This window comes from Burkholderia sp. 10_S31 (assembly GCF_056930375.1).
Genome location: NZ_JBXOWK010000001.1, coordinates 2,055,908 through 2,072,665, shown reverse-complemented (window position 1 = coordinate 2,072,665; position 16,758 = coordinate 2,055,908). Strand labels below are relative to the sequence as shown.

Annotated in this window: 10 protein-coding genes; 9 read left to right on the top strand and 1 reads right to left on the bottom strand. The window is 62.4% G+C overall.

All coding sequences use genetic code 11. The features are described 5' to 3' along the window. Position 1: 1 nt before the first annotated feature. The 8 genes from tssH (at position 2) to pal (ending at position 15,936) form a co-directional block, all read left to right on the top strand. On the top strand, positions 2–2,671 hold the full coding sequence (tssH, locus tag AC1Z3W_RS09300) for a type VI secretion system ATPase TssH (protein ID WP_483507485.1): 2,670 nt from the start codon (positions 2–4) through the stop codon (positions 2,669–2,671). Further along, entirely contained in the window at positions 2,668–4,872 is a 2,205-nt protein-coding gene (locus tag AC1Z3W_RS09295) for a type VI secretion system Vgr family protein (RefSeq protein ID WP_483507484.1), read from the top strand. The genes tssH and AC1Z3W_RS09295 overlap by 4 nt, the downstream gene beginning before the upstream one ends. A 15-nt stretch (positions 4,873–4,887) precedes the next feature. Beyond that, a complete protein-coding gene (locus tag AC1Z3W_RS09290) occupies positions 4,888–6,153 on the top strand; it encodes a hypothetical protein (RefSeq protein WP_124831974.1) in 1,266 nt (421 codons plus the stop codon). Positions 6,154–6,168: 15 nt separating this feature from the next. Further along, on the top strand, positions 6,169–10,812 hold the full coding sequence (locus AC1Z3W_RS09285) for an RHS repeat-associated core domain-containing protein (RefSeq protein WP_483507483.1): 4,644 nt from the start codon (positions 6,169–6,171) through the stop codon (positions 10,810–10,812). A 197-nt stretch (positions 10,813–11,009) separates the two neighbouring features. Continuing rightward, positions 11,010–12,539: an ISNCY family transposase gene (locus AC1Z3W_RS09280; RefSeq protein WP_483507482.1), complete on the top strand. Its 1,530-nt coding sequence runs from the start codon at positions 11,010–11,012 to the stop codon at positions 12,537–12,539. A 457-nt stretch (positions 12,540–12,996) separates the two neighbouring features. Further along, positions 12,997–14,244, top strand: coding sequence for a porin (locus AC1Z3W_RS09275; RefSeq protein ID WP_057927259.1), 1,248 nt, complete (start codon positions 12,997–12,999; stop codon positions 14,242–14,244). 262 nt (positions 14,245–14,506) lie between these two features. Beyond that, positions 14,507–15,133: a ubiquinol-cytochrome c reductase iron-sulfur subunit gene (gene petA / locus AC1Z3W_RS09270; RefSeq protein WP_057927260.1), complete on the top strand. Its 627-nt coding sequence runs from the start codon at positions 14,507–14,509 to the stop codon at positions 15,131–15,133. A gap of 311 nt (positions 15,134–15,444) precedes the next feature. Continuing rightward, positions 15,445–15,936, top strand: coding sequence for a peptidoglycan-associated lipoprotein Pal (gene pal / locus AC1Z3W_RS09265; protein WP_057927261.1), 492 nt, complete (start codon positions 15,445–15,447; stop codon positions 15,934–15,936). A gap of 110 nt (positions 15,937–16,046) precedes the next feature. Here the strand turns inward: pal and AC1Z3W_RS09260 are convergent, their stop codons facing one another. Then, entirely contained in the window at positions 16,047–16,334 is a 288-nt protein-coding gene (locus AC1Z3W_RS09260; protein ID WP_175824722.1) for a hypothetical protein, read from the bottom strand. 166 nt (positions 16,335–16,500) lie between these two features. Here AC1Z3W_RS09260 and AC1Z3W_RS09255 point away from each other — a divergent pair, with 166 nt between their 5' ends. Further along, on the top strand, positions 16,501–16,674 hold the full coding sequence (locus AC1Z3W_RS09255) for a hypothetical protein (RefSeq protein ID WP_175824721.1): 174 nt from the start codon (positions 16,501–16,503) through the stop codon (positions 16,672–16,674). Positions 16,675–16,758 lie beyond the last annotated feature (84 nt).

Here is a 16,758-nt window from a genome sequence, read left to right as displayed (position 1 = left end):
CATGTCCGATATCGGCCGCGTCAACCTGTTCGGAAAACTCGATCCGCTCCTCTACGAGACGCTCGAGCAGGCGACCGGATTCTGCCGGCTGCGCGGCAATCCGTACGTCGAACTCGCGCACTGGCTCAAGCAGCTCCTGCAACGGCCTGACGGCGACCTGCAGCGCGTGCTGCGCCGTTTCGGGATCGACGAGGCGGCCATCGACCGCGGGCTGGTTGCCGCGCTCGACCGGCTGCCGCGCGGCGCGGGATCGGTGTCGGACCTGTCCGTGCATATCGACGACGCGGTCGAGCGCGCGTGGGTCTATGCCACGTTGAAATACGACGCGACGCGGATTCGCGGCGCCGTCCTGCTGCTCGCGATCCTGAAGACGCCGCAGTTGCGCAACGTGCTGTACGCGAGCGCACGCGAGTTCGAGCGCATCGTGCCCGACGTGCTCGCCGACGAACTCGAATCGATCGTCGACGGCTCGCCGGAGGCGTCACCGGCCGCGCATCCCAATGCGGGCTCGGGCGCCGGCGGCGCCGCCGCGGTGCGCGGTGTACCGCCCGCGGAAGGGTCGGCCCTTGCGCGCTTCGCCGTCGACCTGACCGCCCGCGCGCGGGCCGGCGAGATCGACCCCGTTGTCGGGCGCGACGCGGAAATCCGCCAGATCGTCGACATCCTGCTGCGGCGCCGACAGAACAACCCGCTGCTGGTCGGCGAGGCCGGTGTCGGCAAGACGGCCGTCGCGGAAGGCTTCGCGCTGCGGATCGCCGCCGGCGACGTGCCGCCGTCGCTGCGCGACGTTGCGCTGTATCTGCTCGACATCGGGCTGCTCCAGGCCGGCGCGAGCGTGAAGGGCGAGTTCGAGAGCCGGCTGCGCGGCGTGATCGACGAGGCGATGTCGTCCGAGCAGCCGGCGATCCTGTTCATCGACGAAGTCCATACGCTCGTCGGCGCGGGCGGGGGGGCCGGCACCGGCGACGCCGCGAACCTGCTGAAGCCGGCGCTCGCGCGCGGCCTGCTGCGCACGATCGGCGCGACCACGTGGTCCGAGTACAAGCAGTACATCGAGAAGGATCCCGCACTGACGCGGCGCTTCCAGCTCGTGCACGTGCTCGAACCCGAAGAGGCGGCCGCGGTGACGATGCTGCGCGGCCTCGCCGCGAAACTCGAAGCCCACCATCGCGTGCTGGTGCTCGACGACGCGCTGCAGGCCGCCGTGACGCTGTCGCATCGGTATATCCCCGCGCGGCAGCTGCCGGACAAGGCGATCAGCCTGCTCGATACGGCCTGCGCGCGCGTTGCCGTCAGCCAGCACGCGGTGCCCGCGCCGATCGAGGACACGCGGCGGCGCATCGACGGCCTGCGAGTCGAGCGCGAACGGGTCGGGCGCGAATGCGCGCTAGGCAGCGGCGACACCGCGCGGCGCGACGCGATCGATGCCGAGCTTGCCGCCGTGCAGACGGAACTCGATCGGCTCGACATGCGCTGGCAGGCCGAGCGCGAAGCGCTGACGGCGATCGTCGAGTCGCGCGCGACGCTGCTCGACGACGATCCGTCGCGCGAACTTTCCGCCGCAGCACGCACCGATGTTCAATCGCGCCTGGCCGCCGCACAGCAGGCGCTGGCCAGCCTGCAGGGTGACGCACCGCTCGTGCTGCCCTCGGTCGACACGCATGCCGTAGCCGCCGTCGTCGCCGACTGGACCGGCATCCCGCTCGGCCGGATGGTGCGCGACGAGACACAGGCCGTGCTGAAGCTCGCCGAGACCCTCGGCGAACGCGTCATCGGCCAGCGGCATGCGGTCGAACTGATCGCCGAGCGGATCCAGACCGCGCGCGCGAAGCTCGACGATCCGACCAAGCCGCACGGCGTGTTCCTGCTGTGCGGGCCGTCCGGCGTCGGCAAGACCGAGACCGCGCTCGCGCTGGCCGACACGTTGTACGGCGGCGAGCGCAACGCGATCACGATCAACATGAGCGAATTCCAGGAGGCGCACACGGTCTCGACGCTGAAGGGCGCGCCGCCCGGCTACGTCGGCTACGGACAGGGCGGGGTGCTCACCGAGGCCGTGCGCCGCCGGCCGTACACCGTCGTGCTGCTCGACGAGATCGAGAAGGCGCATCGCGACGTGCACGAGATTTTCTTCCAGGTGTTCGACAAAGGCTGGATGGAGGATGGCGAGGGGCGCGACATCGACTTCCGGCATACCGTGATCCTGCTGACCTCGAACATCGGCACCGATCGCGTGATGCAGCTGTGTCGCGATCCTGATCGCCTGCCCGACATGCAGACGCTCGCCGATGCGCTGCGCGCGCCGCTGCTCGACGTGTTCCCGGCCGCGCTGCTCGGCCGGCTGACCGTCGTGCCTTACTACCCGCTGACCGATGCGACGCTCGCACGCATCGTCGAGCTGCAGTTGCGACGCTTCGAGAAGCGGATCGACCTGCATCACGGCATCCGGCTGCAGTGCACCGACGCGGCGACCGCGCTGATCGTCGAACGCTGCCGGACCATCGAATCCGGCGGCCGGATGGTCGACGCGATCCTCACGCATACCGTGATGCCACGCATCGGCCGCACGATTCTCGAGGCCACGCTCGAAGGGCGTGCGCTGGCGTCGATCGAGGTGAGCGCGGCCGGCGGCGAATTCGCTTACCGGTTCGACGAGGAGGGAACGACGTGAATCGCGTATTCACACTCGACAGCCCGCACGGCGACGACCTGAAATTCCATACGCTCGACGGCAGCGACGAACTCGGCCGCCTGTTCGAATTCCGGATCGAGGCGCTGGCGGACAGCCACAGCCTGTCGCTGAAGGACTTGCTCGGCAAGCCCGTGACCGTGCGGATCGAGCAGCAGGACCTGTCGACGCGATACCTGAACGGGATCGTCGCACGCGCGACGCTGGCCGGCCGGCGCGCCGAACGGCACTACGGCTACGAGCTCGTCGTGCGGCCGTGGCTGTGGCTCGCGACGCGCCGCTCGGACTGCCGGATCTTCCAGAACCGCACCGTGCCAGACATCGTGCAGGAAGTGCTGGCGCCGTATGGCTTTCCGATCGAGAACAAGCTGACCGAATCCTATGTGCCGCGCGAGTACTGCGTGCAGTACAACGAGACCGATACGGCATTCGTGTCGCGGCTGATGGAATTCGAGGGCATCTATTTCTATTTCCGGCACGCGGCCGACAATCACACGCTCGTGCTATGCGATGCGATGTCGTCGCACGTCGCGTTGCCCGGCTACGAAACGATCCCGTACATCGCACGGGATCGAACCGCGATCGCCGACGAGGAGCACATCGACGCGTGGCTGCCCGCTCAGGAGGTAAGCGTCGGCAAGCATCAGACCACCGACTACGACTATACGAAGCCGCGCGCCGATCTTTCGTCGCAGAAGGTCGATCCGCGCGGCCACGATCACGACAGCTTCGCGTCGTTCGAATGGCCGGGCGGGTATCGCAACGATGCGCCGGGTGCGCATTACAGCCGCGTAAGGCTCGAGGAACAGCAGGCCGAGCATGAGCGGGCGAGTGCCGAGACGGACGTGCGCGGTGCCGCGCCCGGGTATCTGTTCACGCTCGAGCATTGCCCGCGTGCTGACCAGAATCGCGAATATTTGATCGTGCGGTGCCAGTACCGCTTTCAGGAGAACGCGTATGCGAGCGATCAGGGCGCCGAGGCCGTCGTGCATCAGACGATGATGATCGTGCAGCCGTCGAGCCTGCCTTACCGGTCGCCGCGAGAGACGCCGAGGCCGCGCACCAATGGGCCGCAGACGGCTACCGTGGTCGGGCCGCCGGGGGAGGAAATCTGGACCGATCAGTATGGGCGCGTGAAGCTGCAGTTTCGCTGGGATCGGTATGGGCAGAGCAACCAGGATTCGTCGTGCTGGGTGCGGGTGTCGAGTCCTTGGGCCGGGGGTGGGTTTGGGGGCGTGCAGATTCCACGCGTGGGCGATGAAGTTGTGGTCGATTTCCTGAATGGCGATCCGGACGAGCCGATCGTGACGGGGCGGGTTTTCAACGGCGAGAAGATGCCGCCGTGGGGGCTGCCGGGGAGTGCGACGCAGAGCGGATTGTTGTCGCGGTCGTCGCCGGGCGGGACGACCGAGCACGCGAACGCGTTCCGGTTCGAGGACAAGAAGGGCGCCGAGCAGCTGTGGATGCATGCGGAGCGGAATTTCGACGCGGAGACGGAGGCCGATCACACGCTTTCTGTCGGGAACAACCACACGCATACGGTCGGGAACGACGAGACGATGCAGGTGAAGAACAACCGGCAAAGGAGCGTCGGGCAGAACGAAACGGTGAATATCGGCAAGAGCCGGGTCGCGCAGATCGGGGTGGATGAGACGCATGGGGTTGGCGGGAACCGGACACGAACGGTCGGGAAGAAGGAGACCGTGACGATCGCGTCCGATCGTGAGGCGACGATCGGCGGCAGCCACACGGAGTCGGTCACACATGCCAAGACCGAAACGATCGGCGAAGGCAAGACGCTGAACGTCGGACAGATGTATCAGACGACGTCGAAGGACATGAAGACGCTGGTGGCCTCGGCGCACACCGAAGAGATCGGCACGCGAACGTCGACGATCACGAATGCCCATACGCACACGGTCGGCGGCGAACACACCGTCAATGTCGGCGCGAACCATACGACGAACGTGCAGCATCAGGTGCTCGTCAACGCCGGCGACCAGCTTTCGCTCGTCTGCGGGATGTCCAGCATCGTGATGAAGAGCGACGGCACGATCGCGATCCAGGGCATCAACGTGACGTCGACCGGCACGGAAAGCCACAGCGTAAACGGCAAGACGGTGACGTCGTCGGCGACCGCCGAACACACGGTCGAAGGTGCCGTCCTGAAACTGAATCCCTGACGGAGGCTCGCACGAATGCAGAACTGGCAGCCGACCAATCCGGTGGAGCGCAGGTTCATGGATGCGCATTCGGACTGGATGAGTTTCGCGAAAGAGCAGGACGCGCGATTGATGATCTGGCAGACCGACGAGACGGATGCGGAGCTCGTCCGGCTGTATTTCCAGGTCCAGGACGAAACGTCGTGCGCGGTCAGGACCATGCGGGCGTCGTTCGTCAATGAAGCCGGTTATGCGACAGCGTTGGCGGACGAGCTCATCGCATTCTACGACAGCCGGCGGGAGGCATCCGATGCTCAGGGCATGCGTGCCGACTGGCAGGCGCCGTACGACGATGGCAAGAATCCGATGCTGTATCTCTTCGCAGTTGCCGAAAGCCTGATGCAGCACCATCCGGACATTTTCCCGGCGATGGTTTTCGTGCTGGAGCCGCTGAAAGTGCGGGATAACGCGGCGTGGGTGCGATGGATGGACGATTTGCTGTCGATCATTGCGGTCGCGCCGCAGCTTGCCGAGCGTGTGCGCTTTGTCGTACCGCGTATCGATATCGCGCCGTTTGCGGCGCTCATGCAACGGCATCGCACCGCGGTGCGCGTCGTGCAAGGCAAGTATTCGATGGCGAGTGTGCCACGTGAGCTGCTGGCGGAATCGGGGGAGCGCGGGCCGAGCGGTGAGTTTCGACGGCATTTCGTGATGCTGACCGAGATGATCGAAGGCGGTAATCCCTCTCGGCTGGAGGAATTGCGTGCGGCGGCACTGAAGGTTGCGGAGTGCGAGCAGTGGTTCGATCAATGCGTTGTCGTGCACCTGATTGCGGGAGCCGCGTATCTGAAATGGCGCGATCGGGCGCGGGCGATCGAGGCTTACCAGAGCGCCGCCAGCAGTGGCATGCGCGCGGTCGAGGCCGGGCATCCGGCAGGGCACAAGCTCGTTGCGAACGGGTTGTTCGGCGAGGCGAGCGTGCATTTGACGCACAAGGATTATGCGCACTCGGCTTACTGCTACGAGCGTGCGGCGGCGTCGACTACGGCGGCGAAAGATGGGTTGATGACGGTCGAGGCGTGGCGGATGAGCGCCGTGTGCTGGGAGCGGGCAGGGGAGCGCGAACATGCGCTGGAGGCCGGGTTCAATGCGCTCGATGCGGGGTTGATGATCGACGAGCCGATGCGGGCGAACAGTAACCTGCCGATGGTTGTCGAGTGGATGGTGTCGCAACTGGGTGCGATGGACCGGCGGCGCAACGCGTTGAGCGAGAAGGTCGCTGCGTTGCGCGGCGGGCGCTGAGCGGAGGCCGAAACCGTGGCACTTCCAGCCGTCAAGCATCTCGATCCGGTCGTCGGCGTCGACCTGCATTCGGTGTTGGTGGCGCCGAGCCCGACGCCCGTGTTCCTGCCGCACCCCCATATCGGGTTCATGCTCGACCTGCGCGAATATGTGAACGCCGCCTTGGGCGTCATCGGCGCGATCGCCTTCACGATCGTCGAGGAAAAGGCGGTCGAATATCTCAAAGACCACCCGGACGACGCGAAGAAACTCGACGACACGCTCAAAGACGCCTCCGGTGAGCTTCAAAAGTTGGCGAAGGATCCGACTGTCGCGCAAGCGCTGAAGGGTGCAAAGACTGCAGGCGATATCGCAAACGCGATGGGTGCCGGCGTCGGGATGGGCAGCATCGCAGGTCGGCCGATCTTCGTGAACGGAATGCTGCGTGCTACCGCCGGCACGCACGCATTCCATGCGCCAGCGCTGCATTTCCCGCTCGGCGAATCGTTCGCGCCCCCCGATCCGGACCCATCGAACGACGCGGAAGCGTACATGGGCAGCAAGACCGTCCTCGCGAACAACGACCCGATGGCATTTCTGGCGTTGCCGGCAATGAGTTGCTGGGCGCTCGGGCTGGAGCCGCCGACGCACAACGGTGCGCATACGAAGCGCGAGCATCTGTCGTTGCCGACGTCATTCATGCTGCCGATTCCGACCGGACGACCCGTGCTGGTGGGCGGGCCGCCGATCGTCAACATGGCGGCGCTTGCGAAGGGCTTGTTCAAGGCATTCCGCGGGTCGGAGTGGGCGAAGACGCTGGCGGATAAATTGCATTTGAAGTCGGGATTTCTGCGGTGCAAGGTGCTTCACGCAGAGCCTGTCGATGCAATCAGGGGAGAAGTGGTTGTACAGCAACACGATTTCACGATCACCGGCCGCCTCCCGTTGGTGTGGGATCGCCATTATGCGAGCCACGATATGCAGGATGGAGCAGTTGGCGTCGGCTGGAGGACACTTGCAGATGTCCATTTGAAATTGATGCGGAACTCAGGAACAGTGGGTGTCGCCGCATATTTTTCGGATCACTCGACGGCTTTCGACACGATGCCGGAGACGGTTGGGATACAGACTTGTGTATATGACTGGCAGTATGGACATGCCTTGTACCGGCAAGATGATCGCCTTGTCCTGCGTACGTATGCCGGGATCGAACATGAATTTGTGTTGCCGGAACGCTGGAAACATGCGGTAGCCACGCTCACTGAGGGTGCCGCATTGATTCTTCCCATTGAACGGATGGCCGATCTCAGCGGCAACGCGTGGACATTCGAGCGCGGACCGGATCGAAACCTGGTGCGCCTCGTTGAATGGAAGAGCGATGGTAAAACCGGACGCGTTATCAGGTGTGATCCAAGGTCCGGTAGCCAGATCGGAAGCCATTCAAGTCTGCTCGCTACCTTGACGCTAATTGACACAAGCGGCCGTATCCACCCCCTCGTCAGCTACGAGCACGACCGAAACGGGAATCTGATTACCGTATTCGATGCGATGAACCACCCACATCGGTTCACATATGACGACGATCATCGGATGGCAAGTCACACAAGCGCGCGGGGAATAACGTTCTACTACAGCCATCGACACTACGATGACGATGTGTGGCGGGTCGATCACGCGTGGGGTGAAAGCGGCCTCGTCGACTACCGCTTTGACTACGACATCACGCATCGGGAAACGCGGATCACAAATTCGCTAGGGAACCAAACGATCCTACAGGCGAACGAGCGAGGCATACCGGTCGCAAGAATCGATCCACTCGGGAACGTAACGAATTATCGATACGATGCCCGGAGCCGTACGAGCGAAAAAATCGATTCAGCCGGGCGCACTACGACATGGAGATATGACGAATATGGAAATCTGGTTACGCAGACGCTACCGGATGGAACTGCCGTATACGCCCAGTACAACGAATTTGGTAAGCCGATATGTGTAACTGCACCCGGAGACAGGCAATGGCACTACGCATGGGATGAACATGGCAATCTGCTTGCGCAGACTACACCGATACAGACGCGCATGCACTACGAGTACAACTGGCTTGGTCAGCTTGTCAGGCATACGGGACCACGAGGTGCAGTGACGCGCTTCGACTACGATCACGATGGAAATCTCGCAGAGGTAATCGACGCGCTCGGACATCGCACCCGATATACTTTCGATGCCCGAGCCAATATCATCGCGACAGTCAACGCGTTAGGCCACATGAGTCGCTACGAATATGATCGCAACGGCAACCTCATACGGGCGATCGAACAGGGAGAACGGGAAACCTCTTACAGTTACGATGCCAACGGGAACCTGACACGCTATCGCAATCCAGATGGCGAGGTCACCCAATTGGAATACTCTCCGCTTGGACATATCAGCAAACACTTGGCACCGGATGGTGGCGTGGTCGAATACCGCTACGACACTGAAGCTCGTCTGGTTGGTATAGTCAATGAGCGCGGCCAACTGCATCAGATAAAGCGCGACCCCTTGGGGCGCATAGTCGAGGAGGTTGACTACTGGGGTCAACCACAGCGGTACGAATACGGCGCAACGGGTGCGTTGTTGCGTAGCATTGATCCGTTGGGACAAACGATCGAATATGAAACGGATACGCTCGACCGTCTCGTGCAGAAACGAATGCCGGATCCACGGCAACCTGATGCGATTCGTGCTGATTTTTTTTCCTACGATTGCCATGGAAATTTGATAGTCGCAGAAAATCCAGATAGTCGAATCGAGCTAGCTTATGACGCTGTCGGTCGTGTAACGGAGGAGCGACAGGGCAACGATTTTGTGATTCTGCATACATACGACGCCGCCGGTAACCGAATTGAGCGTCAAACGCAACTCAACGTAAGCGGCATCGTTACGACACATACTGTTCGCTATGGTTACAACGCCCTCGATACAGTCAACTCGATCCAGATCGATGACGCGATGCCCATTACATTCGAGCATGATCCACTCGGACAAGTCATTCTCGAACATCTTGGAGCAGAGATGCGGCGTGAAATCTCGTACACGTCCGACGGACTACTTGCGAAACATACACTGCTCACTGGCACCAGCGTTTTGTTCGCCAGCGAATATGCGTACAACGCTAATGGCGAAGTGATCGGGAAGGGTGACTCCCGCTTCGGCACCGAGGGTTACCAGTATGACCCTGTAGGAAGGCTGACCGCACACCTCGATCCTACCGGTAAATTGCAAGAATTCGCATACGATTCTGCTGGAGACTTACTTAGCATTCGAACTCGAAATGGGCCGCAAAGAAAGATTATCAACATAAGGGGCAACCGCGGAAATCGGATTCTTGATGAGGAATCAAACGATCCCCGCTGGGTGTACGATCAGCGAGGAAATTTGATATGGAAACGTGAATCACAACAGGATTTGGCACTCCAATGGGATGCACAAGGGCTACTGATCGAGTCGTTGGCAACTCGACCTCGATCGTCGGACTCTGAACCAGGCGATGGCGCACTTAACATTCGAACGCAGTATATCTATGATGCTTTTCGCCGTCGACTCAGGAAGACGACTCTCGCAGTGCATGGTGCAGGAACGCAAGCAACGTTCCAATTCGCTACAACAGCGCGGCGAAGCGTTAGCCACTTTTTTTGGGACGGCGATGCGCTCGTGGCTGAACTCGCTGAAGGCGATGGAGGACATCCAGCATATCGATTGCCCTATGGCTTGATGCTCGATGAGGATCAAGCCCCGAGACAGCCTGAAGGGCGAGTTCGAAAACACCAAGAATGGGTCTACTATCCAGATACGTTTGTTCCACTAGCCTGCGTTAGCGATGCCGAAGCAGCGAATACCCGTTCCAAAAATTGGCGCAATCGTCGGATTTCCTACTACCGACGTGATATAAATGGTTGCCCAACCCAAATGATCGATTCCAACGGACGTGAGGTTTGGTCTACGGGCATCAGTAGCGGATCGACGGCTCCAATGAACACGAACGACTACAACCCGATTCGTCTTCAAGGGCAGTATTGGGACGTAGAAACAGGGCTACATTACAACCGACATCGATACTACGACCCGTTTCTCGGAGGCTTCATATCCAAGGACCCTTTAGGCTTGGCTGCTGGAGTCAATTTGTATCGTTACGGGCCAAATTCAACAGTTTGGACCGATCCGCTTGGATTTCGATCCAGTAGCGCGCAACCGAATAATAATTTCCCGTGGGACCTTGCGCATATACTCGGGGATCTCAATCGAAATAATGACCCGCCACTGAGTGGCTTCCACCTTAATCGTCCACAGCGAAGGCGAATTCGAGACTGGGGCGCCGGCCCGGGCGAACCCAAGCTATATCCCGTTCGAGTGACTCCGCTCGGTGGCCCCTGTCTCCATGGAGCATACAAAGGACAGATCGAAATCGAAGTCGGTAATCGTTGGGAAACCGTTGCCACGAACAAGAGCTTCTTCCCTGACCACTGGAATGCAGCCGAGTTGCGCAGGCAATTGCAATCAATTGATCCGCACGATCCGTCGAAATGGCATTTCGACCCAATGACCCGGAGATTCGAGGGCACAACAGCGTCCGGACTTAGGATTGCCGGATACGAAGATGAATGGGGAGGGGAATACCGTCCTTTTCCAGAGTGTCACTGACTGCACTGGAGCGCATTGCAGGCAATCAAGGCTAGTCTACACGGCTCCCCAGACATGCCTTGAATTTTACATAACGTGAATTATCAACGTTAAATCTTGTAGTAGCTTTTTAGAAATGTCGTGTTCTAGCCATTTAGAAATGTCGCGTTTGGACCTCGGTAAGCTTGCCGGCTCCCCGTCAGATCATGGAGCCGGCGATGCACCGAACAGCACTGGTGACATTGAACATGAGAGAACTCGACCGTCTGAAGGTAATCCAGGCCGTAGTGGATTTGGGCGTGAAGCCTGGCCGCGCGGCCGAACGCTTGGGCCTGACGGTCCGGCAGATCGAGCGGCTGGTGATTCGATACCGGGAGTCTGGCGCGGTGGGCCTGACCTCGCGCAAGCGTGGCGGTCCTGGCAACCGGCGGCTGGATGCGGAGTTGGCCCAGCGGGCCCTGACGATCATCCGGGATCGCTACGCCGATTTCGGGCCGACACTAGCGTGCGAGAAGCTTCGGGAATGCCACGGCATCCAGCTCGCCAAGGAAACGGTACGGCGGCTGATGACGGAAGCTGGTTTGTGGGTGCCACGCCGGCAACGACCGCCGAAGGTCTATCAGCCACGAGCACGGCGGGCGTGCCTGGGTGAACTGATCCAGATCGACGGCAGCGACCATCGGTGGTTCGAGGAACGGGCGCCGGCCTGCACGTTGCTGGTATACGTCGACGATGCGACGAGCCGGTTGATGATGCTGCACTTCACGCAGACCGAATCGACCTTCAGCTACTTCGAGGCGACGCGAGCGTATATCGAGCGCCATGGCAAACCGGGGGCGTTCTATAGCGACAAGTACAGCGTGTTCCGCAATACAACGCCGGGCAAGACTGGTAATCGGGTGACGCACTTTGGCCGCGCGATGTACGAGCTGAACATCGATACGTTTTGCGCAAACAGCAGTCCGGCCAAGGGGCGAGTCGAGCGAGCACATCTGACGTTGCAGGATCGCTTGGTCAAGGAGATGCGGCTGCGTGGGATCAACACGGTGGCCGACGCCAACGCTTACGCGCCCTCCTTCATGGCCGCCTACAACACACGCTTCGCAAAGCCGCCGAAGAGCGACTTCAATGCACACCGATCGCTGCGCGCCGACGAGAATCTCGACTTGGTGATGACGTGGCGCGAGCCGCGGAAAGTGACGAAATCGCTCACGGTGCAGTACGACCGGGTGATGTACTTGCTGGACGATACGCCGGAGAATCGGAAGCTGATCGACCGAACGATCGAGGTTTGGGAGTACCCGGATGGGCGCATGGAACTCCGAACAGAGGGTCGCGTGCTGCCCTGCAGGCAGTACGACCGGCTGGCCGAGATCGATCAAGCCGCCGTTGTCGAACGCAAGCGTTTGAGTCACGTGCTGCAGGTCGCGCAAGCCCTTCAAGCACAACGCGATAACAGCCGGATTGGTAAAGCGCCATCCCGAGCGCATCGAGGTGACTCGACCAAGACGAATCGCAACGCACCTCAACCGGGCAAAAAGAAGCAGCGTGAGTTCACGCAGGCCGATGTCGAGCAGGTGGTTGTGGATATTGCTCGGCGCAAACAGACGCAGCAACCACCCCGCAAACCTGGCCGTCGGTCTGCAAGGGACACTGGAACTGGCGTAAGCGCCCTGCCCGTTGTCGAATTTGATCTGATGTTTGAATTCATGGTGCAACCCCCTTGCGTCTCCCGCAACCAGTCCTGAGCATGTACGTCCACTTGTTGACCCTCTCCGGCATGTACCGCATGTCGGAGTGGCGTCAGGGCAATCGTGCGTCGCGGAAATTTTCAGAGGTTGACTGACAGCGAACTGCTTCTTGACGTGGAGCGCATCGCATAAAAAGCATCGACACGGCGCAGATTGATGCGAGGGAGCACTTGTAAATCGGATGTAAAGTACATCCATCAGGAAAAATGACAGCAACCCGCGTCGGCGTTCGCGTCGAGTTCGCTGCAATCGATGCACCAGCGCTAAGCGCAAGTTTCCAGGAAACCCGAAATCGGGCGACGTTGCGATTCCACGCAATTTCGCAGCGGACCTTTCCTGTGCAGCGCCTTAATCGACCGTCACACGATCTCCAATAATGACCGCTCGATCCGTCGGCCCACGTGCCGACGCGACCCACCGGCGATCGGGCCGGAGACCAACGATAAAAAATCCTATGCATTCCTATAAGACTGGACAGCCCGCCGGCACGCGCGCTGCTGTGACGCACGCCGGCCGTCGCACCAGTGCGCTCCCGGAGACCATGATTGCTGCTTGCGTGGCCGGATTCATTCCGTGCGTCGCGCACGCGCAGAGCAGCGTGACGCTGTACGGCCTGATCGATACGTCGATCACCTACGCAACCAATCAGCGGACGCAAGGCGCCGGTTCTCCGGGCAGCGGCAGCGTCGCGCTGACGAGCGGCGCATTGAACGCATCGCGCTGGGGGCTGCGCGGCCGTGAGGATCTCGGTGGCGGGACAGCCGCGGTCTTCGCGCTCGAAAATGGCTTCTCGGGCACGACCGGCAAGCTGTCGCAGAAAGGCGTCGACATGTTCGGCCGTCAGGCGTGGATCGGTGTGAGTTCGCGCACGGCCGGCACGCTCACGTTCGGCCGCCAGTACGACCTGATCCTCGATTTCGTGACGCCGCTTGGTGCGTCGGGCCCCGGCTGGGGTGGCAATCTCGCGGTACACCCGTACGACAACGACGACTCGAACCGCAACCTGCGCATCAATCACGCGGTGAAGTACACGAGCCCGACGTATCGCGGGCTGACGTTTGGCGCGCTGTACGGGTTCTCGAACACGGCCGGCGCATTCTCGAACAACGCCGTCTGGAGCGCGGGGCTCGGCTATGCGAACGGACCGCTGAAGCTCGGCGCCGGTTACCTTAAGATCAGCCGCGACCGCAACGCGTCGAACCCGGACGGCGCACTGAGCACGGTCGACGGCTCGGCGACGATCACGGGCGGCAACCAGCGGGTCTGGGCCGTGGCCGGCCGCTATGCGTTCGGTCTGCATTCGGTCGGCGCCGCGTGGTCGCACTCGGCCACCGACGGCGTGAGCGGCGTGCTCCAGGGCGGCGGCATCACGCCGCTGAAGGGTGAATCGCTGGTCTTCGACAACTTCACGGTCGACGGCCGCTATTGCGTCACGCCGGCGTTCAGCCTGTCCGCCGCGTACACGTACACGATGGGCCGTTTCGACACGCGCACGGGCCAGACGCGCCCGAAATGGAACCACGTGGTCACGCAGGCTGGCTATGCGTTCTCGAACCGCACGGACGCGTATCTCGAAGCCGTCTATCAAAGCGTGAGCGGCGGCAACGGCAATCCGGCGTTCAACGCAACCGTGTGGACGATGACGCCATCCGCCAACAGCAACCAGGTCGTCGTCGCGCTCGGATTGCGGCACAAGTTCTGATACCTGCGCTGGTTCGCGCCCGACAGGCGGTCGCGGTTTAAGCCTCGCTTAATCGTCGCTGCCTACGCTGGAATGGCCGCGCCGGTGCGCGGCCATTCCGTGCCCGACACGCTTGCGCCGCACGCGCCTGCGCAAGCGAAAAGCCGGGATTGCAACGCAACGCAACACAACGCGCACGCGCTGCGGGCGCGGCGCTGCATGTTGCCCGCGCGCCACGCGCCCTCCTGGTGCACAGCGCCCTTCGACGAAGGCGGAGCACGTCATGGACACCCCTTCCCCGCCGCTTCAAACGATCGACGTGCAGCGGCGCACGTTGCTCATCGCGACGACCGTCACCGGCGGCATCGGCTGCCTCGCGACCGCGATTCCGTTCGTCGACTCGCTGTCGCCGCCGGCCAGTGCGCTGGCAGCCGGCGCGCCGGTCACGGTCGACATCGGCTGGCTCGCCGAAGGCGCGATGATGACGGTCGGATGGCGCGGCAAGCCGGTCTTCATCGTCAACCGGACGGCCGCGATGCTCGATGCCGTGACGAAAGCCACGCCGATGGTCGCGGATCCCGCCACGCTGCATCCGTTCTCGATGCCGTTGCCAGACTATTGCCGCAATCCGTTCCGCGCGCGGGCCAATCGCCGCAACCTGCTGGTGGTGGTCGGCGTCTGCACGCATCTGGGCTGCACGCCGATTCCGCGCTTCCAGGCGGGTGCGCAGCCGAACCTGCCCGACGACTGGCCGGGCGGATTCCTGTGCCCGTGCCACGGCTCGACCTACGATCTCGCCGGGCGCGTGTTCCGCGACAAGCCCGCGCCGCAGAACCTGGACGTACCGCGCTATCTGTTCACGTCGCGCACCGAACTCGTGATCGGCCGGGACGAGCACGGCGACGCGTGACGCCGCTGCCCGCTGCTGCGGAATCGCGCATCCCGCGCCGCTCGCGCAAGCAAGAATGCGTCCTGCCCCGTTTCCGCGCGAAATAGACGAAGAAACTGGTCACGCTGTGACATTTTTCCTAATCTAGTTGCAGCGGCGCCGTGATTCGGCGTTCCTGCGGAGACAATCTTTCATATGGCACATCGCTGGCTTACGAAAGTGCATCGCACGACGCACGGAAGCCGGCACTTTCGTGCCGTCTCGGCCGGATTCGTGACATGCCGGTTCGCACCCGCGACGCTTTCCACGCAGTCAACCGCAGGAGACGCACAATGAGCAAAACGAACCGATTTGCGGTGCTGGCAGCTTTCGCCCTGCTGGCGGGTTGCCACCACGCGGCGAAAACGCCCGAGAATGCCGGTATGGCACCGGCGCCCTCGAGCGAGGCGGTCGCCACGGTTTCGGCCGACGATCTCAACAATCCGAACAGCCCGCTCGCAAAGCGCAGCGTCTATTTCGACTTCGACCAGTATTCCGTGAAGCCGGAATACCAGTCGCTGCTGCAGGCGCATGCCGACTACCTGCGCAGCCATCCGTCGCGCCATGTGCTGATCCAGGGCAACACCGACGAACGCGGCACGTCCGAATACAACCTCGCGCTCGGCGAACGCCGTTCGCAGGCCGTCATGAGCGCGCTTGAAACGCTGGGCGTGCAGGCCTCGCAACTCGAAGCGGTCAGCCTCGGCAAGGAAAAACCGGTCGCGCTCGGCCACGACGAAGATTCATGGGCACAGAATCGTCGCGCCGACCTTGTCTATCGTTGAGCGGATGCCGCCGCAGTGGCGGCATCCGGCCACGCATCATCCGTAGCCAGTCATGCAGCGACTCGCCGGGGCGCACCGCTCGCCCCGGCTGCGCGTCGTTGCGATGCGACTCAGCTCGTCTGGTTCATACGCACCATCATCCCGGCCGTCTCGTCGCGGCCGGGCGCGCAGCGCAGCGCCATCACGTACACGATCACGCTCCACACCGACACGGCGAGGCTGTCCCGGCCGAAACCGATCGCGCCGAGGCCGCCGCCGATCCCGCCCAGCCACGACAGCAGCCAGAGCCCGCCGAACCACGGCAGCAGCCACGCGATGTGCTTCCAGCCGAATTCGCGCGTGCTGCGGCGCAGGATCGCGTGATGGTACCGCGCATACGCGACGAACCCGATCGCCACCAGCGAGCACCAGCGAGAACAGGAAATTGTCGGTGCGAATGTCGATCTGGACCGATACGCAAAAAGCATGGAATAAACCGCCCGCCGGAAACGTTTCGTCATCGCGCGCTCGCCGGTTCACGCGAACCGCGTGGCCGCGCAGCCTGCGCGGCGAAAGGAGAGTGAAATGAACTCGGCAAGACTGGCCGCGGCACTGCTCGCGGCGCTGATGCTGGTGCTGTCGGCGGGATGTACGTCGTCGGGCGGCGGCGTATCGCAAGGCCCCGGCATGAGCCGGTATGGCGGTGCGGGCGGCAGCGGAGGTGGAGGTGGTGGTGGCGGAGGGGGCGGCGGTTACTGAGGCGCCGTCGGACAGGTTCGAGCGGGACGTCATGCGCGAGCGCAGCCGGAAACCGGCCGCGTCGTGCGCGACGCCCCGCTCCAC

Coding starts and splice junctions, on each gene's coding strand:
- tssH (WP_483507485.1), top strand. CDS start 2: ATGTCCGATATCGGCCGCGTCAACCTGTTCGGAAAACTCGATCCGCTC.
- AC1Z3W_RS09290 (WP_124831974.1), top strand. CDS start 4,888: ATGCAGAACTGGCAGCCGACCAATCCGGTGGAGCGCAGGTTCATGGAT.
- AC1Z3W_RS09280 (WP_483507482.1), top strand. CDS start 11,010: ATGCACCGAACAGCACTGGTGACATTGAACATGAGAGAACTCGACCGT.
- AC1Z3W_RS09275 (WP_057927259.1), top strand. CDS start 12,997: ATGCATTCCTATAAGACTGGACAGCCCGCCGGCACGCGCGCTGCTGTG.
- petA (WP_057927260.1), top strand. CDS start 14,507: ATGGACACCCCTTCCCCGCCGCTTCAAACGATCGACGTGCAGCGGCGC.
- pal (WP_057927261.1), top strand. CDS start 15,445: ATGAGCAAAACGAACCGATTTGCGGTGCTGGCAGCTTTCGCCCTGCTG.
- AC1Z3W_RS09255 (WP_175824721.1), top strand. CDS start 16,501: ATGAACTCGGCAAGACTGGCCGCGGCACTGCTCGCGGCGCTGATGCTG.